This window comes from Nesterenkonia sp. E16_10 (assembly GCF_017347085.1).
GTDB lineage: Bacteria > Actinomycetota > Actinomycetes > Actinomycetales > Micrococcaceae > Nesterenkonia.
Window position 1 is genome coordinate 14108 of sequence record NZ_JADPSA010000002.1, and the last position, 24859, is coordinate 38966.

General features: G+C 69.2%; 17 protein-coding genes and 1 pseudogene. 8 read left to right on the forward strand and 10 right to left on the reverse strand.

What is annotated here, in order from left to right:
* Nucleotides 1-68 precede the first annotated feature (68 nt).
* From I2487_RS01450 to I2487_RS01460, 3 genes are all read right to left on the reverse strand, one after another.
* Nucleotides 69-4898, reverse strand: coding sequence for an NAD-glutamate dehydrogenase (locus tag I2487_RS01450; RefSeq protein WP_207170696.1), 4830 nt, complete (start codon nt 4896-4898; stop codon nt 69-71).
* 90 nt (nt 4899-4988) lie between these two features.
* The gene (locus I2487_RS01455; protein ID WP_207170695.1) at nt 4989-6440 is read right to left on the reverse strand and encodes a CpaE/TadZ family protein; all 1452 of its coding nucleotides are present in this window, start codon (nt 6438-6440) and stop codon (nt 4989-4991) included.
* Nucleotides 6441-7205 (reverse strand): hypothetical protein, encoded by a 765-nt coding sequence (locus tag I2487_RS01460; protein WP_207170694.1) that lies wholly within the window; start codon nt 7203-7205, stop codon nt 6441-6443.
* A 202-nt stretch (nt 7206-7407) separates the two neighbouring features.
* Here I2487_RS01460 and I2487_RS01465 point away from each other — a divergent pair, with 202 nt between their 5' ends.
* A complete protein-coding gene (locus I2487_RS01465) occupies nt 7408-7665 on the forward strand; it encodes a helix-turn-helix domain-containing protein (RefSeq protein ID WP_207170693.1) in 258 nt (85 codons plus the stop codon).
* Nucleotides 7666-7684: 19 nt separating this feature from the next.
* Here the strand turns inward: I2487_RS01465 and I2487_RS01470 are convergent, their stop codons facing one another.
* Nucleotides 7685-8251 carry a hypothetical protein gene (locus tag I2487_RS01470; RefSeq protein WP_207170692.1) on the reverse strand — a complete coding sequence of 189 codons (567 nt, stop codon included), beginning with the start codon at nt 8249-8251 and terminating at the stop codon, nt 7685-7687.
* Between the two features lie 141 nt (nt 8252-8392).
* Between I2487_RS01470 and I2487_RS01475 the strand changes: the two genes are divergently transcribed.
* A complete protein-coding gene (locus I2487_RS01475) occupies nt 8393-9289 on the forward strand; it encodes a LysM peptidoglycan-binding domain-containing protein (protein WP_207170691.1) in 897 nt (298 codons plus the stop codon).
* A 159-nt stretch (nt 9290-9448) separates the two neighbouring features.
* Nucleotides 9449-10177 (forward strand): Rv3235 family protein, encoded by a 729-nt coding sequence (locus tag I2487_RS01480; protein ID WP_207170690.1) that lies wholly within the window; start codon nt 9449-9451, stop codon nt 10175-10177.
* Between the two features lie 39 nt (nt 10178-10216).
* Here the strand turns inward: I2487_RS01480 and secA are convergent.
* The 6 genes and pseudogenes from secA to mtrA form a co-directional block, all read right to left on the reverse strand.
* Nucleotides 10217-12802: pseudogene (secA, locus tag I2487_RS01485) on the reverse strand (preprotein translocase subunit SecA); the annotation flags it as partial.
* Nucleotides 12803-13023: 221 nt separating this feature from the next.
* Nucleotides 13024-13713, reverse strand: coding sequence for a ribosome hibernation-promoting factor, HPF/YfiA family (gene hpf, locus I2487_RS01490; RefSeq protein ID WP_207170688.1), 690 nt, complete (start codon nt 13711-13713; stop codon nt 13024-13026).
* Between the two features lie 126 nt (nt 13714-13839).
* The gene (locus tag I2487_RS01495; protein ID WP_207170687.1) at nt 13840-14760 is read right to left on the reverse strand and encodes a ComF family protein; all 921 of its coding nucleotides are present in this window, start codon (nt 14758-14760) and stop codon (nt 13840-13842) included.
* A gap of 139 nt (nt 14761-14899) precedes the next feature.
* Nucleotides 14900-16624: an LpqB family beta-propeller domain-containing protein gene (locus tag I2487_RS01500; protein ID WP_207170686.1), complete on the reverse strand. Its 1725-nt coding sequence runs from the start codon at nt 16622-16624 to the stop codon at nt 14900-14902.
* On the reverse strand, nt 16621-18402 hold the full coding sequence (gene mtrB, locus I2487_RS01505) for an MtrAB system histidine kinase MtrB (RefSeq protein ID WP_345941294.1): 1782 nt from the start codon (nt 18400-18402) through the stop codon (nt 16621-16623). The genes I2487_RS01500 and mtrB overlap by 4 nt, the downstream gene beginning before the upstream one ends.
* A gap of 77 nt (nt 18403-18479) precedes the next feature.
* The gene (gene mtrA / locus I2487_RS01510) at nt 18480-19169 is read right to left on the reverse strand and encodes an MtrAB system response regulator MtrA (protein WP_036473691.1); all 690 of its coding nucleotides are present in this window, start codon (nt 19167-19169) and stop codon (nt 18480-18482) included.
* 148 nt (nt 19170-19317) lie between these two features.
* Between mtrA and I2487_RS01515 the strand changes: the two genes are divergently transcribed.
* Genes I2487_RS01515 through I2487_RS01535 form a run of 5 tightly spaced genes read left to right on the forward strand, consistent with a single transcriptional unit; the run spans nt 19318 to nt 24749 of the window.
* A complete protein-coding gene (locus tag I2487_RS01515; protein ID WP_207170685.1) occupies nt 19318-20460 on the forward strand; it encodes a DUF7847 domain-containing protein in 1143 nt (380 codons plus the stop codon).
* Nucleotides 20441-21088, forward strand: a complete 648-nt coding sequence (locus tag I2487_RS01520; protein ID WP_207170684.1) for a DUF4129 domain-containing protein — start codon at nt 20441-20443, stop codon at nt 21086-21088. Before I2487_RS01515 ends, I2487_RS01520 begins: the two co-directional genes overlap by 20 nt.
* The gene (locus I2487_RS01525) at nt 21085-22383 is read left to right on the forward strand and encodes a DUF4350 domain-containing protein (protein ID WP_207170683.1); all 1299 of its coding nucleotides are present in this window, start codon (nt 21085-21087) and stop codon (nt 22381-22383) included. Before I2487_RS01520 ends, I2487_RS01525 begins: the two co-directional genes overlap by 4 nt.
* Before the next feature lie 43 nt (nt 22384-22426).
* Nucleotides 22427-23392, forward strand: coding sequence for an AAA family ATPase (locus I2487_RS01530; protein WP_207170706.1), 966 nt, complete (start codon nt 22427-22429; stop codon nt 23390-23392).
* Nucleotides 23393-23405: 13 nt separating this feature from the next.
* A complete protein-coding gene (locus I2487_RS01535; protein WP_207170682.1) occupies nt 23406-24749 on the forward strand; it encodes a DUF58 domain-containing protein in 1344 nt (447 codons plus the stop codon).
* The last annotated feature ends 110 nt before the right edge of the window (nt 24750-24859 follow it).

The following is a 24859-nucleotide window of genomic DNA, read 5'->3' on the forward strand; positions in this document are numbered from 1 at the left end:
GGTGCTGGTCAAGACGCTGCTGGTCAAGACGGTGCCGTGCACGGCGGTGCCCAGACAACGACGTCGGCTCATGAGTCCACCAGCCCGCGCAGGTGCCGCAGCAGCACGGTCAGCGAGGCGATGTTGTCATCGGCGAGCGCGTCCACCTCGGCGACGAGCTTCTCGGCCCGCGCCAGCTTGGCTCCGTTGGCCTGCTTCCACTCCTCGAGCCGCTGCTCGGGAGCGGTCTCGCTGGAGGTGGTGCGCAGCACCGTGCTGGTGATCTCGGCCATCGCCCCGTAGAGCTCGTCCCGCTGGGCGCCGCGGGCCAGGGCCTGCCATTTGTCCTCACGGGGCAGGTTGGTGATCCGGTTCAGCAGCGAGTCTGCGCTGAAGTCGGCGTAGACCGCGTAGTAGACCCCGGCGACCTCGCGGGAGTCCAGCTCGAGGTCCCGGGCCAGGGTGGCGATGTCGAGCAGCGAGAACGCCTCGAAGAGCTGTGAGACCCAGGTCGCGAGCTGGGCGGGCATGCCCGACTCCAGTGCCTCCTCGTGGAGCCGTTCGACCCGTTCGCGGTCCTCCCCGCGCAGGTAGCTGGCGAGATCGCCGTAGAGCGGGGAGATATGGTCTGCGTAGGTCGCGACGTCCTCGCGGACCGAGGTGCCGCGGCTGACATGGTTGATGAACCAGCGCACCGCGCGGTCCAACAGCCGGCGCATGTCCCGGTAGGTGTTGGCCCAGGCGTCCCGGTCGAAGCTGACCGGCAGTTCACGCATGGCGTCGTCGAAGTCCTCCAGGGCGAAGAGCTCGCGCACTGCCACGAAGGACCGGACCACCTGTTCCTCGGCGGCGAAGGTCTCCTCGATGGCACGGAACACGAAGGTGGCCCCGCCGACGTTGATCACGTCGTTGGCCACCACGTTGCCGATGATCTCGCGGTGCAGCGGGTGACGGGCGAGCTGATCGGAGAACCGTTCGCGCAGCGGTGCCGGGAAATACTGCTCGAGCGTGACCCCGAACCAGTCGTCATCAGGCACCGAGTTCTCCACCAGGGCCGCCTTGAGCTGGATCTTCGCATAGGCGGCGAGCACCGAGAGTTCCGGTGAGGTGAGGATCCGCTGCTTGTTCGCGGCGCGTTCCTCGAAGACCCCATCGGTGGGCAGCACCTCGAGCTCCCGGTCCAGCCCCACGGTGTCCTCCAGCCAGCTGATCAGCCGCTGGAAGCTGGGCGACCACTCGCCCACCCGGTGCCGGTCGGTCATCAGCAGCATGTTCTGGTCCCGGTTGGTCTCCAGCACCAGCGCGGCCACGTCCTCGGTCATCGAGCTGAGCAGCTCGCTGCGCTCGTCCACCTCGAGATGACCCGATTCCACCAGCTGGTCGATCAGGATCTTGATGTTGACCTCGTGGTCGGAGCAGTCCACTCCGGCCGAGTTGTCGATGGCGTCGGTGTTCAGCAGCACCCCGTTCTGGGCTGCCTCGATCCGCCCGGCCTGGGTGAGTCCCAGGTTGCCGCCCTCGCCGACCACCCGGGCGCGCAGCGCCGCGCCGTCGACCCTGATGGCGTTGTTCGCGCGATCCCCGACCTGCTCGTGGGTCTCGGTGGAGGCCTTCACGTAGGTGCCGATGCCGCCGTTGTAGAACAGGTCCACCGGCGCCTTCAGCAGCGCGTTGATCAGCTCCGGAGGCGTGAGCTGCTGCGCGTCGGGAAGGTCGAAGCGGCGCCGCATCTCCTCGGTGACCTCGATGGTCTTCGCGGTACGTGAGAAGACCCCGCCGCCGGCAGAGATCAGGTCCAGGTTGTACTCGCTCCAGCCGGAGCGCTGGGCGGCGAAGAGCCGCTGCCGTTCGGCGAAGCTGGCCGCGGCGTCGGGGTCCGGGTCGATGAAGATGTGCAGATGGTTGAACGCCGCGACCAGTCGGATGTGCTCGGAGAGCAGCATCCCGTTGCCGAAGACGTCTCCGCCCATGTCTCCGATGCCCATGACGGTGAAGTCCTCGCGCTGGGTGTCCAGACCGAGCTCGGAGAAGTGTGACTTCACCGATTCCCAGGCGCCCCGGGCGGTGATGCCCATGGCCTTGTGGTCGTAGCCCACCGACCCGCCGGAGGCGAAGGCGTCGCCGAGCCAATGCCCGTATTCCTTGCTGATCGCGTTCGCGGTGTCGGAGAACGTGGCGGTGCCCTTATCGGCGGCGACCACGAGGTAGGCGTCGTCTCCGTCGTGGCGCACGACCCGCTCGGGATGGGTGATGACCATCTGTCCGTCGCGTTCGCTCTGGTTGTCGGTGATGTCCAGCAGCGCCCGGATGAAGATCTTGTAGGCTTCCTGGCCGGCCTGCGACCACGCCGCGCGGTCGGCCGCCGGGTCGGGAAGCTGCTTCGGGAAGAAGCCTCCCTTGGCCCCCGAGGGGACGATCACCGCGTTCTTCGCCATCTGCGCCTTGACCAGTCCCAGGACCTCGGTGCGGAAGTCCTCACGTCGGTCGGACCAGCGCAGGCCGCCGCGGGCGACCTTGGCGAAGCGCAGGTGCACCCCTTCCACCAGGGGCGAGTAGACCCAGATCTCGTGGGCCGGGCGAGGTGCGGGTGCCGCGTCGATGGTTGCCGGGGTCAGCTTCAGCGAGAGCCAGTCTCGGTCCTGGTAGAGGTTGGTGCGCTGCGTGGAGTCGATCAGGTTCAGCAGGGCGCTGAGCACCCGGTCCGCGTCCAGCGTGCGGACCTGCTCCAGCGCTTCGGTGACCCGCTCACGCGCGGCGGCGCTGAGCTGTTCCCGGTCACCGTCGAGGTCGGGGTCGAAGCGGGCCTCGAAATAGTCCACCAGGGCGGTGGCCATCTCGGGGTTGGCCAGCAGCGACTCCGCCACGAAGCTGTAGGAGTTGGTGCTCCCGAGCTGGCGGTAGTACTTCGCATAGGCGCGCAGCACGGTCACGCTGCGGATGCTCAGGCTCAGGCGCAGCACCAGCTGGGAGAAGATGTCCGATTCGGCCCGGCCGATCAGGACCTGCTGGTAGGCCTCTTGGAGCAGCCCGATGGTGGCGTCGGCGTCCACCGATTCGGGGTAGAACAGGCCCAGGTCGTAGAGGTGGAAGGTGGCTCCGTCGGGGCACTGCAGGGTGTAGGACCGCTCGTCGAGGACCTCGAGTCCGAAGTCGTCGATGACCGGCAGGGTGTCGGTGAGCGTCTTGGGCTCGGTGAGGTAGAGCTTCAGCCGCATGTCCGCCACGCCGTTGTCCCCGGTGCGGTAGAAGCTCATCCGCGGCACCGCCTGGCCCTGCTCGGCGGACGCCTCCAGCGCCTCGAACTGGGCGGCATCGGCGAGTGCGTCTGGGACCTCGTAGAGCACCCGGTAGTCATCTGGGAACGCCTCGCCCCAGCGCGCCGCGACGTCGCGGGCATGGGAGGAGGAGTAGCGGTCCCCCGCCTCGGCGGCGATGCCTTCGGACCAGGAGCGCACCGCCCGGGTGAGGCGCTGTTCCAGGTCCTGCTGGGTGCCGGTCGGCTCGGCGGCGTCGTCGGCCAGCCGAAGCCGGAAGAACACCCGGGCCAGCACCGAGTCGGTGAGCCGGACGTTGAAGTCGATGGAGTCCGCCGCGATGTAGTCCAGCAGCTCCTGTTCGATGCGCCGACGCACCGCGGTGTTGTAGCGATCCCTGGGCAGATAGACCAGGGCGGTCATGAACCGGCCGTAGTGGTCCCGACGCAGGAACAGCTTGACCCGGCGTCGTTCCTGCAGCTGCATGATCTGCCAGGTGGCCTGCTCGATCTCGTCGATCTCCATCTGCAGCAGCTCGTTGCGCGGATAGGTCTCGAGGATCTGCATCAGGTCGTTGCCCGAATGCGAGTCCGGGGCGAAGCCGGAGCGGCGCAGCAGCTGCTCGGCCCGGGAGCGCAGCAGCGGGATGTTCACGATCGACTCGCTGTAGGCGCGCTCGCTGAAGAGTCCGATGAAGCGGCGCTCGCCCTTGACGGTGCCGTCCGGGTGGAAGGTCTTGATCGCCACATAGTCCATGTAGGTGCGGCGGCGCACGGTGGAGCGCGAGTTGGCCTTGGTGATCACCAGGGCGCGGCGCTGCCCGGCGCGCTGCCGACCGGCCGCGGAGAGCTCGGTGGAGCGACGGGTGATCGGTTTGCCGTTCTTATCCGCCAGTATCCCCAGCCCGGTCCCGGTCAGCGGATCGAGGTGGACGGACCCGTCGGGGTAGTCGGCGAGCTGGTATTCGCGGTAGCCCAGGAACAGGAAGTTCCCGGAACCCATCCACTGCAGCAGGTCGGCTGACTCCCGGGACTCGGGCAGGTCACTGGCCTCGCGCAGCGCGCTGCCGGCGGCCTTGACCTGGGCGATCATCCGGTCCTGGTCGCGATGGCTGGCCTTGACGTCGAGCAGGATCCGGTGAAGCCCCGCGACCAGGGTCTGCGCGTCCTGCTCCGGGATCACCCGGTCCAGCTCGATGGTGATCCAGGACTCGATCTTGACCAGGTGCTGCTCGTCGAAGACGGCGGCGAGGTTGGGCAAGGTCTGGGTGTCTCCCGAGGAGACGCCGCGGTGCTCCGAGGGCAGAGACTTCACCGAGACCAGCTTGCCGGTGTCGGTGCTGCGGCTGCTCAGCAGGATCGGGTGCACCACCAGGGAGATGCCGTGGCCGTGGCGGGTCACCTCGGCGGTGACCGAGTCCACCAGGTAGGGCATGTCATCGGTGACGACCTGGACCAGGCTCTGCCCTCCGACCTGGACCACCTGGATCACCGGCGAGGAGTCGGTCCGGGTCTCGGCGAGGTGCAGGTGCTCGCGCACCCGCTGCTGCTGGCGGTCTGCGCTGACCTGGTGGCGATCCTCGCTGGCGATATGGGCGTAATACGCATCGGTCAATGTCTCAAGATCGGCGTCGTTGCTGGTCCAAAGAATTGTCTCGGCGGGCATGTGTACTCTCACTCTTTCTGCAGGTTCTTCAGCACGCGTGGACCTCGGCCCCGGAGGGTCGGAGGCGGCGCGTTGCCTGTGCCGCTCAGCCTACCGTCTGCCCCGTGCGCGCAGGCCGCGGCGGCGCACCGAGAGATCGACGCCGGCCAGCCGGGCGATGCTGCGCCGCAGCGCGGAGTTCGGGGCGGCCTCGGCCAGGACCTGCCCGGCCAGCAGCCCGGCGTCGCAGCCGGCCGGATCCCAGGGCAGGAATGCCTGGATCTGGGCGGAGGGGCCGAGCCGGAGCCAGGTCTGGCTGAGCTGATCCCGCGGCGAGCGCCCGATCACCTCGCTGCGCACCTTGTTGATGATCACCTCCGGCGCTGCCAGCGGCGTGTCTTCGAGGGCGAGCTCCAGGGCCTCCACCGCCTTGACCAGCCGTGGAAAGCTCACCGGATCCGCGGCCCCGACGACGAGGAGCCGATCGGCCGCTCGAAGACAGGTCAGGGTGGCGGCGTTGCGCTGCGGGGCGACGGTGTCGAAGCTGAGCTCCTCGTCCTCCTCGACCGGGGCGGCGACGTCGATGATCACGTGGTCATAGCGGCTGCGGACCAGTTCCAGCACCGCGACGAGGCTGCGTTCCCGCAGCTCCGGCCAGCGCTGCGCCCGCGGCAGCCCGGAGAGCAGTCCCAGCCGGGCACCGCTGATCTGTACGGAGAGGGTTGCCGCCTCGAGCGCGGCCGCATCCAGTCGGCCCAGGTCAGCGGCGCGGCAGACCCTCGCCAGCCCGGCGGTCTCCTCCATGAGTCCCAGCTGCGCCACCAACGAGGCGGCGAAGGTGTCGGCGTCGATCAGCAGCACCGAGGCGCCGTGCAGCACCAGCTCGGCGGCGAGGTTGACCGCCACCGTGCTGCGACCGGGACTGCCCGGCGCGCCCCAGACCACGGTGATTCCGGGCGCCGCTCGGGGCAGAGTGCGGCGCGCCGCGCCTCCGGGCTCCGACGGGACGTCCGGGGTGGTTGAGTTATCCGATGACTCTAGGGCCGCCGGGGTGCCTGAGGCGTCCTCGGCGGTGACGGTGTCCGGCGCGGGAGCACCGGCTGGCTCCGAGGTGCCGTTGCTCCGGTGATCCGCGCCGTGGGTCGGCTCGGCTGCCGCGGCGGGGCACCCGTGGGTAGAGCCCCAGGTGGGCTCGGGCAGGTCTGCTTCGGTCTCGTGGACCGGCTCGCGGCCCTGCAGCGCCCGCGCCAGCGCCGAGGGACTGACCTCGTCGCTGAAGGTGCGCGCTCCGAGCCGCTGCAGCCGGCTGCGCTCCTCCATGATGTGTGAGAGCACGACGACCTGCCTGCCACCGGACTGGAGCTCGCCGAGCACCGTGGCCGTGAGCTGCTGGGTCTCCCCGATGATCAGCGCGGCGTCGGCCCGTCCGGCGCGGCACACCGCGATCAGCTCGGGAAGGTCGGCGCAGCGGCGTTCGATCGTGACGGGCCCCTGGAGACCCTCGACGGCGGCGATGTGGTCCACGCCCAGCCGACCCATGGTCACCACCGCCCACCGGCCCATCTAGGCCCCGTCCTCCGGTGCGGCTTCCGGCTCGGCATCCGGGACGGCTTCCGGGACGGAGTCCGCCGCGGCTCCCGCCGGGACCACGGACAGGGCGGAGGCCGAGCTGGTGGCGCCCAGCAACGCGGGCAGCTCCTCCGGGTCCACCAGCAGCTCCACGGTGACGCGATCCTGGGCCCCGAAGCTGCTGCTGGATTCGGTGATCACCGAGACCTGGGCAGCGGCGGCGATCTGTTGAACCTGGACCTCTTCCTGGGCTCCCAGCGACCCGGCGTCGGCGGACCAGACATCGACCAGGCGTCCCGGTTCCACACCTCGGGCCAGGGTGTGCTCCACCTCGATGGTCAGCGCCTGTCGCCCCTGCGGGTCCTCCTCGGCCAGCGCGCGGCGCGGGGTCAGCTCGCCCTCCTCCACCAGGGCGATGAATGCCGTGTCTTCGGGCAGCGGCTCGTTGACCGGGAGGTAGGCCCCGGAGAGCTCGTCGATCTGCACCTGGACCACGCGCAGGTCCTCGGTGCTGAGCCGGTCCCCCACGGTGAGCAGGCGGTCCGCCGCGTAGACCTGGGTGGTCTGGTTCTGCGCGGTGAGCAGAGCGATCACCCCGGAGACCGAGAGCGCCACGATGAGCGCTCCGGCCAACAGCCGGGGATCTCGCCAGCTCGGTCGGCGCAGTCGCTGCGCGGCGGGTCCGGATCTGGGGGCGTCGGGGGTCCTTGGACGCGGCCCGGAGTCTGCGCTCGGCGGCGAATACGACTCAGGCATCATCTCTCCCCGGCTGAGGGCCCGCCAGCGCGGGCGCACAGGCCTCAGCGTAGGTACAGCCTGCTCAGAAGACAACGGGTGGAGCAGAAGCAGTGGAGAGGAGTTTCTGGCTCTGCCGTGTGGGAGAACTCGGAATCCGTCCCGGGAACGTGGGAGAATCATGTGAAACGACATCAAACGTCACGCTGAATCATGGAGGCTCACGATGCGACGGTTCTTGACCCTGCCCGACGTCGCGGAGGCGCTGAACATCTCTATGTCGCAGACCCGGGCGCTGATCAAGACCGGGGACCTTGAGGGGATCCAGATCGGGGGTCGCGGACAGTGGCGGGTCGAGGAGGCGAAGCTCGATGAGTACATCGAGCGCCAGTACGCGGCGCAGCGGGCCTCCCGCGCCACGGCGGCCCCGTCCGCCCAGCCCGCCTCGCCGGCCCAGGACGAGGCAGGGTCGGTGCGATCCTGAGACGGACCCGGGTCTGGGGTTAATCGAGGTCGACCCGTTCGCTTCGGAACCAGGCCACTGCGTGCAGCGGGATGACCCGGGACGACCGCTCTCCCCCGCCCCGTCGCGGCCGCTCATCCTGCGGTGCCGGGCTGATCTCGACGAAGTCCCGCCCGACCACGGCAATGAGGCCTGAAGCCAGAAGACCCTCGGCTCCCCAGGCGCTCACCGGCGCCCGGTCCCTCGCCAGCCGCCGCAGCGGAGCCGTGATGCCCAGTCGCCGTCGCGTGGCACTGGGTTCTCTGCGTGCCGCCGCGCGGTCCATGCCTTCCACGGCAAGGATCCCGCCCACCGGGACGAGAACGCTGTGCGCGGATGCCGTGCCAGCCAGCCAGTCGGCGCCAACGGCCACGATGCGGACCTCCAGGCGCTGACCGCCCACGACCTGCAGGACCACCGGCCGGTCCTGATGTGCCCGCAGGCGCTCGGCGAACTCGAGCCTGGAAGACTCCAGCCTGGACGCGTCTGCCAGCGCCGCGTCGAACTCTGCGGTCTGGGCGGCCTCCAGCTGAGCCTCAAGGTCCGCGAACAGTGCATCCCAACGCATAGCGCCCTCATCTCCACGACCTGCTTCTCGGCCCGAGGCTACACGATCCTCCTCAACTCTATCCTGGATCTGTCGATGCTGTGTACACTCTAAAAACATCAAAAGAACTCAAATGACATTCTAGCGAACCAGGTCGACATCATGGGCAGTCGCAGCGAAGCATCACCCTCGCCGGTCTCAGAAGACACCGGTGCCCGCCACCGGCTCGGGGACCTGATGCTGAGCCTGGTCTTCATCGCCAGCGGCCCCGTCCTCTGGTCCTTCGGAGCGGCGATCCTTGACCAGCAGCCTGACCTGGGGACACGCGTGGACCAGGCGCCGAACCAGCACGGCATCGACGCCGCGGAGACCCTGCTGGGCCTGCTCGCCGCGGCCTCTGGGCTCTTGATCAGCGGCGGCGCGCTGATCGCGGTACTGGCGATCCTCGCCCAACACATCGCCCACCGGTGCGGCGCGTGGCGGGTCGAAGGACTCCTCACGCGGTGCAGCCCGGGGTTCATGCGGCGCAGTGCAGCGCTGACCCTGGGAGCCGGGCTCGCGCTGACCACGATGGCCGCGGGCCCCTGGCAGCAGCCCCAGACCACCGAGACGGTGCAGAGCGTCACCACTCCCGCCGAGATCCCCGCGCAGAACCTGGATCCGAACGGCGAGATCGATGACGATGTGGATGGGTCTCCCGAGGAAGTGCCGGACTCCGTCTTGTTCGACACCACCGAACCCGAGGTCGACCCGGGCGCTCCGGGAAGCGCCGACCACCCCGACCACCCCGACCCAGGGCACCCCGGCCCTGGGACCCCGGCGCCGCACCCGGACCGGCTTGGCGGCCTGCCCACCCGGCCGGGTTCAGGTCCTGAACAGATCGTGGTCCGGCTCGGTGATTCGCTGTGGGACATCGCGGCAGAGCACCTGGGCCCCGACGCCACGGACTGGGAGATCGCGGCGAGCTGGCCCGAATGGTACGCCGAGAACCGAGACCGCATCGGCGCCGATCCTGGCCTCATTCTGCCCGGGATGATCCTCACCGTTCCTGCGATCTAGCCGGCCGTCGGCGGCGAATCATCACCCCGCGATTCAGCGACTCGAAGAATCAGCGACCCCAAGAATCAGCGACCCCAGAGCCAGCGACCCCAGAATCAGCACCGAGCATCAGCGACCCAGGCACCATCGCCCCTCACCAGCGACCCTTCGGGAGAGATCATGTCAGTGAACCCAGCAGGTCAGCAGCCGCCATCACAGCCGCGCGGCCGCAATGAGGGCCGTGACGGAGCTCAGCACCGCGCTCGGGACGACGCGCGGGAGGATCCGCTGGATTCACTGCGCGCCTTCCTGGACGCGGATCCACAGCTGCGCGGACGCACCACGGTCATCCCGGCGCCTGGCTCCTCGGAGCAGGCGCGGGGCTCGGCCGAGCGGGGAGGGTATCGACTCCAGCGCGAAGACGAGGTTCCAGCCCTGATGCGACGGCTTCGCGGGGAGCGCAGAACGACTGCGGAGCGCGGGGCTCCGGGCGAGCCGCCCACCACGCTGGCCAGCTACCGCGAGGAGCGTCGGCAGATCTGTGCGATCTCTCGGATCGTGTGCCAGGTCACCACAGAGGTCCTGCAGGGCCTGCGCCCGGCCAGCCAGCTGCAGCGCTGGCTCGATCCCGAGGTGCAGCAGAAGGTGACCGAACGCGCCAGGCTCATGGCGGAGACCCGCCGACCCTCAGCTCGAACGGCGGCCGGCCCCGGGAACCGAGGCGCCGGAACCGAGACGATTCCCCGGCCACAGCCGTTGACCTTCGGGCACCTGCGAGCCGAGCGCCTCGCTCGTGGAGTGTGGGAGGTCTCGGTGGTGTTCGGAGACGGCAAGCGGGTTCGGGCCTGCGCGCTGCGGATCGAAGCTCACCGACGGCGCTGGCGCGTGGTCGCGATGGAGCTTGGCTGACCCCCCCCTGGGTCAGCCCTGGGTCGCGGTGGTGTCCTGCAGACCAGGAACGCGCAGCCGCTTGCCGGCGGCGAACATCCGACCGTCCTTGACACCTGGAAGATTCGGCATGGCGGTCTCAGGAGCCTTCGCTGTGATCTCTGCGCTGAAGAGCAGCCGCACCGAGTCCTCGCGGACGCTGTCGGCCATGGTCTGGAAGAGCAGGAACCCTTCGCGCTGGTACTCCACCAGCGGGTCGCGCTGAGCCATCGAGCGCAGCCCGATCCCGGACTTCAGGTAGTCCATCTCGTAGAGGTGCTCCTGCCACTTCTCATCGATCACGGTGAGCAGGACCCGGCGCTCGAGCTGCCGGATCGCGGCCTCCCCGACCTCCTCCGCCTTGTTCTCGTAGGCGACCTTTGCGTCGGAGATGAGCTCACGCTTGAGCATCTTGACGTTGAGCTGATCGATGCCGCCGGCCTCTTCGACCAGGTCCTCGATGCTCAGCGACACCGGATACAGCGACTTCAGCTCTTCCCAGAGAGCCTCCAGGTCCCAGTCCTCCGAGGAGGACGCGGTGGTCTTCTCCTCGATCATCAGGCCCACTGCGTCTTCGATGAAGTGCTGGACCTTCTCGTGGACGTCGTCGCCCTCGAGGATCCGGCGGCGGTCGGAGTAGATCGCCTGGCGCTGCCGGTTCATCACGTCGTCGTACTTGAGCACGTTCTTGCGGGTCTCGGTGTTCTGGCCCTCGCGCTGCTGCTGGGCGTTGGCGATCGCGGAGGACACGAACTTGTGCTCCACCGGGATCTCATCGTCCATGGCCTTGGAGTTCATGATCCGCGCGGCGGCGGCCTGGTTGAACAGCCGCATCAGATCATCGGTCAGCGAGATGTAGAACCGGGACTCGCCGGGGTCGCCCTGGCGTCCGGAGCGTCCGCGCAGCTGGTTGTCGATGCGTCGGGACTGGTGCCGTTCGGTGCCCAGCACGTAGAGCCCGCCCAGTTCACGGACCTTGTCGCCGTCGACCTTGGTCTCGGCCTTGGCCTTATCGAAGACCTCGTCCCACTTCGCCTCATAGGCCTCGGCGTCCTCGACCGGGTCCAGGCCGAGGTGTTCCATCTCGCGGACGGCGTTGAACTCGGCGTTGCCGCCGAGCATGATGTCGGTGCCGCGGCCTGCCATGTTCGTCGCCACGGTCACCGCTCTCTTGCGGCCTGCCTGGGCGATGATGGCAGCTTCGTGCTCGTGGTTCTTCGCGTTGAGGACCTCGTGGCGGATGCCGGCCTGGGCCAGCTTCTTGGAGAGGTACTCGGACTTCTCCACCGACTCGCTGCCGACCAGGATGGGCTGGCCCTTCTCGTGGCGTTCAACGATGTCTTTGATCACCGCCTCGAACTTCACCACCTCGTTCTTGTAGACGAGGTCGTTGTGGTCGATGCGCTGGCGCTCGCGGTTCGACGGGATCGGGACGACGCCGAGCTTATAGGTCGACATGAATTCGCCGGCCTCGGTCTCGGCGGTGCCGGTCATGCCGGAGATCTTCTCGTAGCTGCGGAAGTAGTTCTGCAGGGTCACGGTGGCCCGGGTCTGGTTCTCGGGCTTGATCCGGACCTGTTCCTTGGCCTCGATGGCCTGGTGCAGCCCTTCGTTGTAGCGCCGGCCCTTCAGGATGCGTCCGGTGTGCTCATCGACGATGTGCACCTCGCCCTGGGACACCACATAGTCGGTGTCCTGCCGGTAGAGCTCCTTGGCCCGGATGGCGTTGTTGAGGTACTGGATCAGCGTGGTGTTCTGGGTCTCGTAGAGGTTCTCGATCCCGAGGTAGTCCTCGACCTTGTCGATCCCGGACTCCAGCACGCCGACGGTGCGCTTCTTCTCGTCGACCTCATAGTCCTCGTCGATGTGCAGCTTCTTGACCAGCGTGGCGAAGTCGCTGTACCAGCGGGAGATGTCGGCGGAGGCGGCGCCGGAGATGATCAGCGGGGTGCGGGCCTCGTCGATGAGGATCGAGTCGATCTCATCGATGATCGCGTAGTGGTGATCACGCTGGACCAGGTCGTCCAGGGACTGCGCCATGTTGTCGCGCAGGAAGTCGAAGCCGAACTCGTTGTTCGTCCCGTAGGTGATGTCGGCGGCGTAGGCCTCGCGGCGCGCGGCCGGCTTGAGGTCGTTGGTGATGGTGCCGACGCTCAGCCCGAGGAAGCGGTAGACGCGGCCCATCAGGTCTGCCTGGTACTTGGCGAGGTAGTCGTTGACCGTGACCACGTGGACGCCCTTGCCGCTGAGCGCGTTGAGATACGCCGGGGCGGTGGCCACCAGGGTCTTGCCCTCACCGGTGCCCATCTCGGCGATGTCGCCGAGGTGCAGGGCCGCTCCGCCCATCAGCTGCACGTCGTAGTGGCGCTGACCCAGCGTGCGGTCGGCAGCTTCACGGACCGTGGCGAAGGCCTCGGGCAGCAGGGAGTTCAGCGACTCGCCGTCGCGCAGGCGCTCCCGGAAGCGCTCGGTCTCGGCGCGCAGCTCGGCGTCGCTGAGTTCCTTGAACTCGTCCTCCAGGAGGTTCACCGCATCCGCGTAGGAGCGCAGAGTCCTGAGGATCTTCTTGTCCCCGGTCTTGAGGATTCGTTCAAGCAGAGTGGGCACAGCCAGTTCTCCATCGGTGTCTACTGGTTCGGCGGAGACTCACGATAGGCATGAATCACCATCAATCATTCTACGCGCTCCCTCCCGGAGCCCCGGAACACATGCGCGCAGCCGCTCCCCCACAGCGTTGAGGGGCGGATTCTCCGAGCATCTCGGCCCGATCGGGCATGAAGTACCCGGAGAATCCGCCCCTCAACATAGGGGTTTGGGTGGAGTGGGGGTCAGGAGGCCTGGTAGGCCAGTTCCTCGACCACCGGCTCATGTTGATCGTCGCTGTTCTGATCCAGCGAGATCACGCCGTAGGTCCAGCCGCGGCGGCGGTAGACCGCAGAGGGCTGACCCGTCGCGGCATCCACGAAGAGGTAGAAGTCGTGGCCGACCAGCTCCATCGCATCCACGGCGGCGTCGACGGTCACCGGCTTGGCCGGGAAGACCTTGCGCCGGATCTTGATGCTGGACTCCGCCTCATCCTCGGTGGGCGGCACGTCGTCGGCCGCCTCGGCGTCGAGGACCTGCTCATAGAGCGGCCGGTCGGTCGCGACCGGCGGGATGCTGGCCATCGCGGCGGCCACATCGGCGGCTCCGTTGTGCGAGGCGTGGGCGCGGGACTTCTTCTTGTCCAGGGTGCGCCTCAGCCGCTCGGTGAGCTTGTTCAGGGCGATCTCAAAGGCGGCGAACTTGTCCCCGGCCTGCGCTTCGGAACGAATGACCTTGCCACGGCCGATGACGGTCAGCTCGACGGTCATGCTGGTGTCGGCTCGGCGGTGGGAGTTCTCGCTGGAGACCTTGATCTCCAGGCGATGCCCCTTGTCGGTGAGCTGCTCGATCTTCTCGAGCTTCCCTTCGACGTGCTCCTTGAAAGCGGAGGGGATCGCGATATTTCGGCCAGTGAAGTTGACCTGCAGAGTCATTCTGTCCTCCTCGTATCCGATATCAGACACAGCGGGGAGGGGAACGATCTCCCTTCGCCGCTGCGATGGGACTATAAGAAGTTACCCATACCTCACACTAATCCCCCGAGCGACCCACGTCACCATTTACGCCTCGGGCGAAGCTCTCCCACCCTGGAACTCCGATCCAACCCCAGGTCCAGGGGCTGCCGCGAAGACTGCGGCGCCGTGGACCTGGGCTCCGGATGCGGTGAGCACCCGGTGCAGCTCCGCCAGGGTCGACCCGCTGGTGAGCACGTCATCGACCAGCAGCACCTGGGCACCGGGAATCAGGCTCCGACCCCGCGGTGTCAGCTCGATGCTTCCTACCGAGCGGCGACGCCGAGCTCGTGCTCCACGGGTCTTCTGCCGGCCGTGCCGAGGGTTCAGGGAGCTCAGCGCCGCGGCACGGGAGGCGCGCAGCAGCCCCGGAACCCGCATCGGCCTCACCCCGATCCGGAGCAGCTCCGGCTCGGAGATCGCAAGAGCACGGTCGAGCAGCAGCTGCACCGGATCAAAGCCGCGGGTCAGCCGGGACCGCAACGACGGCGGCGGACTCACCAACAGCCAGTCGGGCAACCCACCGGGCTTCGCAGCAGGCCCCGCGCCGGGCTCCGCGAGGGCGCGCGCCGCGGCCAGGCGCAGCGCGCGGGCCAGCCCGGGTCCCAGCGCTGCGCTCAGTCCGATGGCCCCGTGGTCCTTGAATCCCAGGACCGCTCGAGCCAGCAGTCCCTCGTAGCGCCCGGCGGCGCTGACCGGCAGCACCGTGAAACCCTGCCTCTCGAACAGGAGCGGCAGGGCCAGGGCCTGCTCCTCCGCCGGGAACGGCATACGGGTCGCCAGGTGCAGTTCCTCCGCGCAGGGTGCGCACAGCACCACATCCTGCTCGGCGCAGCCGATGCACCACACCGGGGAGACCAGCCCCGCCGCTCCGCGCAGCGCCGTGCGCACCGCCACCCCGGTGGGACCGAACCAGATCCGGTCCACGGAGCCGGCGAGCCGGGCCGGGCGCTGGGGCATCGAACTCATGCACCGATCTTCGCGGCACCGCGGCCCCAGAAGCGCAGCACCGGTGCGGCTGGGGAGAACGGCCGTGCCCCCGCCGAGTCCTCCGAAGCGGGGGCGGACCACTTGCGGCTGCGGCGCGGCAGCTATCCGTCTCTGCGACTCAGCCCGGGAACGCCAGGTCGCGAATCTCGATATCCTCCGAGGCCACCCAGGCGTCGACGGAGAGGTTCTGGAACGGCACGTCCACGGTCTCGGCGAAGACCCTCTGCTGACCCTCCCCCACGGAGATGTTCAAGAGTCCCAGCAGCGGGCTGTCCACCCGATTCGAGCCGGTCAGGGTGACCCGTTCCGGGGTCATGGGCTCCTCCTCGGAGTTGGCCCAGACGTAGAGCGCGTCGGGTCCCTGCCAGCGCACCTCTTCAAGCTTCACCGAGGTCTCCAGTCGCATGGGCTGACCCAGTCCGCGCGGTATCCCGCTGGAATCGCGGATGACACCGGCCACGTAGAGGTCCCGTTCGCCGTCGTCGTCGAGGATCAACGCGGCCCGAGCGCCATCTTGGGCGATGCGCAGCGAGGTGATCGTGCGGCCTTCGAGCCAGTCGGCGCTGACCTCCGCGGTGGCGGGCTCCAGGGACTCGTCGTAGGCCAGGGAATGGACCGTGGCCTCATCGCCCTGTGCGGAGGCGGTCCAGGTCCAGCCGTAGTTGTCCATGGAGGGGCGGGTGAGGTCCGGGGCCTCCAGCACCAGGTCTTCGGCGCGTTCCGGGCGCAGGTGGTAGAGCTGGTCTCCCTCGCCGTTGAGAAACGCGAAGACGTCCTCCGAGAAGGACCCCGGGAGCGCGGGCGCCTGGGGGTCGAGGTCCGCGATATCGGGCAGGCTTCCGATGGAGAGCGTGACCTGGTCGTTCTGCCAGCGCAGGGTGTCATTCTCGATGCCCACCTGGGTGGAGTCCACCTCGGGTGCGACCTCGATGCGCAGCCGGTCCTCCTCGGGCAGGTCCGACGCGACGGGGATCTCGAGCTCCCGCTGCGCCACGGTGATCTCGACCTCGTTGATCCGGGTCAGCGAGGTCAGTGCGAGCTCCAGCTGTTCCTGCATCAGGGCCCGTTCCGCCGGGTCGGCGTCCTCCACGCCCTCCGGGGCGAGGTCCACCGCGGCGGTGCTGTTGTCCACCGGCACCGAGGCGCGTTCGAGCATGACGTCCTCGCCGAAGGCCGAGACCACGGCAGGCTCCAGGTAGGGCGCCGGACCGGCGAGCAGCGCGCCGACGATCTCCGAGGAGATGCCCGGGCGGTTGAGGAACCAGCGCTGGTCCGGCACCGCGTAGCGCAGCTGCGGGTCGAAGTAGTAGAGCGTATGGGCCTGGTAGGCCTGCTGAAAGGAACCGTCGTTGAGCATGGTGCCGTCCGGTGCGTCGGTGATCCGCCACTCACCCTCGATCTCCTCCACGGTGAAGTCCAAGACCTCGGTGGAGTTCTCGGGCAGCCGGGTCAGAATCCCAGCCCCGTCCACTACGGAGTCCACCTGGAACTGGGCGCTCCAGGTGTTCTCCCCGGAGGCCAGCACCTGATGCTCGGCGGAGTAGACCACGGTCCGGGCATCCGGTCGCCAGTCCCTGGCCGCCTCCGGCGACATGAACTCCCGGGCGACGGCGTAGTCGTCCTGGGCGCCGGCGCCGGCGCGGATGAATCCGGAGACGATCTGTTCGGCGCTGGCTCCGGTCTGCGGCGGCTGGGCCTGCGGGGTGTAGGTGCGCTCCTCGCCCGACTCCGGGGCGGAGGTGCCCACCGGCCCGTCCGTGGGCAGCAGCGGCGAGCAGGCGCTGAGCGTGAGCATCAGTGCGAGCAGCCCTGTGATCAGGGCGAGAAGTCGACGGCGGATCATGACTCCCCCTTCCTAGGCCGGTCGAGCGCCTGTTCGTTGATCCGGTCATGCTCCGGCTCGGCCTCGGAGAGGTCTTGGATGCTTTCGATGCGGTACCGGTCGGTCGCCCGGTACACCGGCGGCAGCGCCATCGGCGAGGCGCGGTAGGGCACCGACTGGCGTCGCGGCAGCACCAGACGGAAGCAGGAGCCCTGACCCTTCTGTCCCCAGGCGTCCAGCGCCCCCTGGTGCAGCCGGGTGTCCTCGGTGGCGATGGAGAGGCCCAGCCCGGAGCCGCCGGTGGTGCGGGCTCGGGCCGGATCGGCGCGCCAGAACCGGTCGAAGACGTGGGCCACCTCGGAGGGGCTCATGCCGATCCCGTGGTCCCGGACCGCGATGCCGATGGCGGTGGGGCTGGAGGAGACGATGACATCCACCGGGCGGGCCTCGGCATGTTCGATCGCGTTGTTGATCAGGTTGCGCAGGATTCGGCTGATCCGACGAGCATCGACCTCGGCGCGGAAGTTCTCCCCCTGGACCACCAGGCCCAGTGGCGTGTTCGAGTTCTCCGCCAGCGGCTTGGAACTGATCAAGACCTCCCGGGTGAGCGCCAGCAGGTCAACCTCGGCGGTGGCCAGCTCCGCGGCGCCGGCGTCGAACCGGGACATCTCCAGAAGGTCCGAGAGAAGCGCCTGGAACCGTTCCACCTGATGGTGGAGCAGCTCGGTGGAGCGTCGGTTGATCGGGTCGAAGTCGTCCCGGGACTCATGGAGCACCTCGGCGGCCATCCGGACCGTGGTCAGCGGGGTGCGCAGCTCGTGGGAGACGTCGGAGACGAAGCGCTGCTGCATCTTGGAGAGGTTCGCCAGCTGGGTGATCTGCTCCTGAAGGTTTGAGGCCATCCGGTTGAAGGACAGTCCGAGGCGGGCGATCTCGTCCTCTCCGCGCACCGCGAGGCGTTGGTCGAGCTGGCCGTCCGCGATCCGCTCCGAGACCTCGGCGGCCTGGGAGACCGGACGGACCACCGAGCGGGCCACCCAGGCGGCGATGGCCATGTTGATCAGCAGGATCGCGACGCCGGCCACCAGCATGGTGCGGAAGACGAAGGCGACGTTCTCCTGCACCGGGGAGAAGTCGTAGACGAAGTAGAGCGCATAGGGGTTGCCCTGGACGTCGACCTGCGTGCCGAATGCGATCCCGGGCGCGTCGGAGTCCCCCTCGACCCGCAGTTCCACGGCCTGCCAGTACTGTCCGGTGTCTTCGGCGACGGCGGCGGTGAGCTCCTCGGAGATCACGCCCTCAGATATGCCCCCGGAGGTGATGCCGTCCACGTAGAGGTTCTCGCCGCCCTCGAGCGGAGTCAGGATGACGTCTCGCTGGATCTGCGTGGAGGATTCACCCACGTCGTCGAGGATCGACTGGATGTCCTGCTGCGCCTCGGTCCGGCTGCTGGTGCTCAGCGCCGCGAAGCTGCTGCGGATCGAGTCAAGCCCTCCAGCGGCCTCCAGCTCCGCCTGGTCGAAGCGCTCTTGGAAGAGCCCGGACGTGACCTGCTGCACCAGGAACGCCGCCACGGCCATGGTGCTGATCATGGTGAGCAGGCCGGTGAAGAACACCGCACGGATCAGCAGCGAGCGCGCCCACAGGCGGGGCAGCCCGCTGATCCTGCGGGCGGTGCCGGCGAAGCTGCGCTTGGCCCCGGGCTGGAGCCCTGCCTGGGAAGTCTCGGCCTCGTTCTCGGCCGGCTTGGCGGTCGCCGGACTCGCCTCCTGCGGGCCCTGGGCGCGGTCCCGGATCACCGGGATGCTGCCGGTGGAGCTCGCCGAGGATCGAGACGCGGCGCGATCCGCGGAACGATCAGCTTCGCCTGGAATGACTACCCCTGCCCTCCGGCCTTGTAGCCGACGCCGCGCACGGTCTGCACGATCTCGGGGTTCTCCGGATCCTTCTCGATCTTTGAACGGAGCCGCTGCACATGGACGTTGACCAGCCGGGTGTCGGCCTGGTGGCGGTAGCCCCAGACCTCCTCCAGCAGCATCTCGCGGTTCCAGACCTGCCAGGGCTTCTTCGCCAGCGCGGTGAGCAGGTCGAACTCCAGGGGGGTCAGCGAGATCCGATGCTCGCCGCGGCGGACCTCGTGGCCGGCCACGTCGATGCTGAGGTCACCGATGGTCAGGTTCTCGCCGTCGGGGCGAGCATTGTGGTCGGCTGGGCGCAGCCGGGCGCGGACCCGGGCGACCAGCTCCGCCGGCTTGAAGGGCTTCGGAACATAGTCATCGGCGCCGGCCTCGAGGCCACGCACCACATCAGCGGTGTCGGACTTGGCGGTGAGCATGATCACCGGGGTGTCCGCTTCCTCGCGGATCTCGCGGCAGACCTCGATGCCGTCCTTGCCGGGCAGCATCAGGTCGAGCAGGACCACGTCCGGCTTGGAGCTGTGGAAGGTCTCCAGGGCATCCTCGCCGTTGAAGCAGAAGGTGGGCTCGAATCCCTCATTGCGCAGCACAATGCCGATCATCTCTGCGAGCGCTTCGTCGTCGTCGACGACCAGGATTCTGGCTTTCATCTGCTCTCCATCCATAGGGGGCCTGCGGTGCAGTGCGTCTTGCGCGCGCAGGTTCGGGCCCAGTTCCAAGCGGCACCGCACTCAGGATATATGAGAGCGGTAGGCTGAGCGCAGAGGGCAGTCGCGCAGAGGCGCTTGAGGAGGGGCGATGACCCATACAGCGGAGACACACCGTGGTGCCAGGCCGTGGCCGGGCACCGGTTCCGCGCCCTCCCGCGCCGCGCAGGATCCGGCGCTGACCCCGGGATCGGTCTTCCCGCTGCGCCGGATGGTCGCCGACGAGCTGTTCAGCGCCGCCGTGGCCGTGATCCGCCGGTCACCAAAGGCGGTGCTGGGGGTCCCGTTCCTGGCCGGGCTGGTGAACTTCGGGCTCACCCTGGTGATGATGCTGGTGCTTCCCTCCTCTTCCTATATGCGCATGCTCACCGACCCGGGCGCCTTCGAGGACCCGGACCTGGCGCTGGGCGTGGCCGCCGACGCCGCGTTCCTCTGGGTGACCTTCGCGAGCTCCGCGCTGACCTCACTGGTCATCGCGGTGGCCACCGCCTATATGGTGCTGCCCACGCTGCGCGCCGCCTACGGGCTGCACACCGGGATGGGCCAGACGGTCCGGCTGCGGCTGGGCCGGCTCGGCCCGACCGTGGTCAACCTGCTGGTGCTGGGGCTGATCCTGACCGTGGTGGCGCTGCCGGTGTTCTTCGTGGCCGTGCTGCTGCTGGTGATCACCCTGTTCCTGGGAGCCGTGGTGGTGCTGCCCGGACTCTTCCTGGCCCTGTGCTGGATCACCGCCGCGGTGATGTACGCCCCGCTGACCGTGGTGGTCGAGCGGCGCGGTCCCTTCGCCGCGATCGGACGGTCCTGGCAGCTCAACCGAGGCCGCTGGTGGCGCAACATCGGGCTGGTCGCGCTGCTCTACGTGATCCTGGGACTGGTGTTCACGATCGCGTCGATGCCTCTGATGGTCACCGTGGCGGCCGCCGAGCTGCTCGAGGGCTCCCCGCTCCCCGGCGGAGAGTGGGCCGGCTTCGCGGTGTTCGCCCTCACCGAGCTCTACGGCACCGTGCTGAGCACCTTATTCATCGGTGTGGTGGGCACGGTGATCTCGCTGATGTATCTCAACGCCCGGATCCGGCAGGAGGCCCTGGACGTGACGCTGCTGGCAGCGGCCGATCCGGTGCGCCTGCCGCTGCACTCCGCCCGAACCCCTGCCGAGCGTCTGGTCCCCGGCTCGATCGAGCATCTCCACGAGCACTTCACGGAGGTGGACCGCGGTGCAGCCCGAACCCGATGAGGCCCGTCAGCTCCTGGAGCAGGAGCTCAGCGATCCGCGCTACCAGCGCGACGCCACCGGACCGCTGCGCGAGGCCGCAGACCGCTTCCTCGCCTGGCTGGACCAGCTGAGCCTGAATCTGGGTCCATTGAACCTGCCCCTGGGGCCGGTGCTGCTGCTGGTGCTGCTGCTCGCCGCGGTGATCCTCTGCATCGTGCTGGTGCGGCCCCGGCTGCAGCGCGGCGCCGACGGCGGCGAGCTGCTGACCAGCCCGGCCGGGGTGACCGCGGAGCAGCTGCGCCGGCGGGCCGAGTCCCACGCCCAGGCCGGACGCTTCGACGAGGCCTGCCGGGAGCTCTTCCGCGCCGTGATCCGCGCCGCAGAGGAGCGCCAGGAGCTCGCCGAGCAGGCCGGCCGCACCGCCACCGAGGCCGGCACCGCGCTGGCGCGGGCCCACCCGGGCCAGGCCCGGCAGGCGATGCATTCCGCCGAGCTGTTCAACTACTCCCGCTACGGAGGCGGCTCGCTGAACCGGGCCGCCTACGACACGCTGCTGGCCCTGGCGGAGCGGCTGCAGTCCCCGCCCGAGGCCCGGCAGCCTGAGCAGCAGCAGCCCGAGACCCAGCAACATCAGGGGGCGCGCGGATGACCACGACGACGGCGACGCTCGGCTCCACGCTGCGCAGCGGGTTCCAGCGGTGGCAGTTCTGGCTGCTGCTGCTGGTCCTGGGGCTCCTCTCGGTGGCGCTGATCCAGTCGCTCAACGACGAGGACATGGATCGCTTCGGTCTGCAGAACACCGCGCTGGACGGCTATGCCGCCCTTGCGGGGGTGCTCGAGGATCAAGAGGTGCAGATCCACTCGGCGGCCTCGGCGGAGATCGCCCGAGACCTGATGACCGAGCACCCCGAGGCCCCGCTGGTGGTCCTCTCCACCGGCGACATCCCCGAGGCCGCCTTCAGCGAAGGCCTCCGCGGGCGCGACCAGCGTCCGGTGGTGCTGCTCAGCGAGGGGCCCGAGCTGCTGGGTGCGCTGTACCCCGAGGGTCCGGCGAGCTACGCCGGAAACCACCCCGGCGGCGGCTCCAGCGCGGCCCTGGAGGCCGGGGCGCAGTGCCCGGTGGATGCGGCGGTCAACGCCGCCACGGTCCAGGCCCCGGGGGCGCTGTTCTTCAGCGACGCACCGGGCTGCTTCACCGGGTTCACCGAGGACACCGGCGCGGCGCAGATGCTGATCGAGACCGAGGCCGGCCTGCTCTTCGGCGGACCGGCGGCGTTCACCAACCAGAACATCACCGACGCCGGCCATGCGGCGCTGGCGCTGTGGCTCTTCGGCGCCGAGGATGACCTGATCTGGTACACCCCGATGGGCCTGGACACGCTCGACGAGCAGCAGTGGGCCTCCCCCATGGACTTCCTCCCCGACTGGGTCATCCCGCTGGCCTGGTGGCTGCTGCTCTGCGTGCTGGTGATGATGCTGGTGCTCGGGCGACGTCCCGGTCCGGTGGTCGGCGAGCCGCTGCCGGTCCAGGTCCCCGGGGCCGAGACCGCCGAGGGACGCGGCCGGATGTATCAGAGCGCCAACGCGGTGGACGCCTCCGCGCGCACCCTGCGCAGCGCCCATCTGATCCGGCTCGCCCGACTGCTCCGGCTCGGCGCCGCTCCGCAGGAGGCCAGCATCGTCGACGCCGCCGCCCGGCAGATCCGCCGCGACCCGGCACAGCTGGAAGGGCTGCTCGCCCGGCAGCCGCGCAGCAACTCAGAGCTGGTGGCCTACGCCCAGGCGCTGGCGCAGCTCGAGGACGAGGTCCAGCGCGCCGCGCTGAACCCCCACTCCCTCGCCCACCCGGCCGGCGGAGCACGCACCGGGCTCGGCGCCGAACAGACCAGCACAGACCGTACCCACCCGAACCGCCAGCAAGGGAAGAACACCAGCAATGACTGAACCACATATCGCTGCCACGCAGAACCACCAGGACTCGTCTCTGATGCCGGACCCGGCGGCGCATGAGCTGCGTGAGAAGTTCCACCAGGTCCGCGGCGAGGTGGCCAAGGCGGTGGTCGGCCAGGACGCCGCGGTCACCAGCGTGCTGATCGGGCTGCTGGTCCGTGGCCACGTGCTCCTCGAAGGGGTGCCCGGGGTGGCCAAGACCCTGCTGGTCCGGGCGATCTCCGCCTCGCTGAGCCTGGACACCTCACGGGTCCAGTTCACCCCGGACCTGATGCCCGGCGATGTGACCGGCTCGCTGGTCTATGACTCCAAGACCGGGGACTTCAGCTTCCGCGAGGGCCCGGTCTTCACCAATCTGCTGCTCGCCGATGAGATCAACCGCACCCCGCCCAAGACCCAGGCCTCGCTGCTCGAAGCCATGGAGGAGCGGCAGGTCTCGGTGGACGGGATCAGCCGGCCGCTGCCCGATCCGTTCCTGGTCGCCGCCACCCAGAACCCGGTGGAGTACGAGGGCACCTACCCGCTTCCGGAGGCCCAGCTGGACCGCTTCCTGCTCAAGGTGCACCTGGATCTCCCGCACCGCGGTGAGGAGATCGAGGTCATCCGCCGCCACGCCGCCGGGTTCAACCCCTCCGACCTCGCCGGGGCCGGGGTCCGCGCCGTGGCCGGAGCCCAGGACGTGCTCGCCGCCCGCGCCCAGGTCCGCGAGGTCGCGATCGCCGGTGAGGTGCTGGCCTATATCGTCGACCTCGCCCGGGCCACCCGGGAGACCCCGAGCTTCCAGCTGGGCGTCTCCCCGCGTGGTGCCACCGCTCTGATGAACGCCTCCCGCGCCTGGGCCTGGCTCTCCGGCCGCGACTTCATCACCCCCGACGACGTCAAGGCACTGGCTCCGGCCTGCCTGCGGCACCGGGTCTCGCTGCGTCCCGAGGCGGCGATGGACGGGGTCAGCATCGACGACGTGCTGCAGTCGATCCTGGCCACCGTGCCGGTCCCACGCTGATCGGCGCCGACCCATGGTTCTGACCCGACGATTCCTCTACGTGGCGCTGGGACTCAGCGCCGTCGTCGTCGTGTTCCCGACGCCGGGCGCGCTGCTCGGCTGCGCGGTGCTGCTGATCCTGCTCGCCGCGGCGGACATGGTGCTCGCCGGCTCGCCGCGCAGCGTGCGGGTCGAGCGGGTGCCGACCGCCGGCGTGCGGCTGGGCCAGACGACGACGGCGAGCACCGTCGTCCACCAGGAGGGGGCGCGCCCGCTTCGGGGTCAGGTCAAGGACGGCTGGCAGCCCTCCGCCGGTGCACGCGCGCAGATCAGTCCGATCCGGCTGGGACCGGTCCGATCAACCGGTCCCGGCGGGTCAGCCGCCAAGATCCAGACCGCCCGGATCCAGACCGCGCTGCGCCCCACCCGGCGCGGAGACCTGCACAGCGAACATCTGAGCCTGCGCTCGATCGGGCCGCTGGGCCTGGCCGGGCGCCAGGTGACCCACCGGGTGCGGCACACCCTGCGGGTGCTGCCGCCGTTCCATTCGCGGCGGCACCTGCCCTCGAAGCTGCAGCGGCTGCGTGAGCTGGACGGTGCGACCGCGGTGCAGATCCGTGGCGCCGGACATGAGTTCGATTCGCTGCGCGACTACGTGCGCGGCGACGATGTGCGCTCCATCGACTGGCGGGCCACCGCCCGGCGGCAGTCCTCCCAGGGTCAGCATCTGGTGGTGCGCACCTGGCGGCCTGAGCGGGACCGGCGCGTGATCATCGCGCTGGACTCCTCGCGCACCTCCGCGGTGCGCATCGAGGATGAGCCTCGGCTGGACTCCGGGATGGAGGCCGCGCTGCTGCTCGGTGCTCTCGCCGCCGGGGCCGGTGACCGGGTGGACTACTTCTCCTTCGACCGCGGCATCAGCTCGCAGGCCCGCTCCGGGATGCGCGGAGACCTGCTGCATCAGATGGCCGAGGCGATGTCCACGGTGGAGCCCCGCCTGGTGGAGGCGGACTTCTCCCAGCTGCCGGGCCAGATCCGAGCGATCAGCTCGCAGCGCAGCCTGCTGGTGGTGCTGACCTCGCTGGACTCCGGTTCACTGGAGGAGGGTCTGCTGCCTGTGCTGCCGGCGCTGACTCAGCGTCATCTCGTGGTGCTCGCCGCGGTGCGCGACCCGGAGCTGGATCGGCGGGCCCGCGCCCGGGAGACCGCCGGGGAGGTGTACCGGGCGGCCGCCGCCGAGCGTGCGCTGATCGAGAAGGAGGCGCTGCGCCGCCAGCTGGCCTCGCTCGGGGTCGAGGTCGTCGAGGCCGCCCCGCACCAGCTGCCCCCGCAGCTCGCCGACACCTATATCCGGCTCAAGGCCTCGGGACGGCTCTGAGGCCGCTGCTGGGATGCTCACTGACCGGCGCTGACCGGCGGGAATGCATCGACCCCCGGGAGTGCTGAATACTGGGCAGCAGAACCAGCTCGGCGCACACGGGTGCGCAA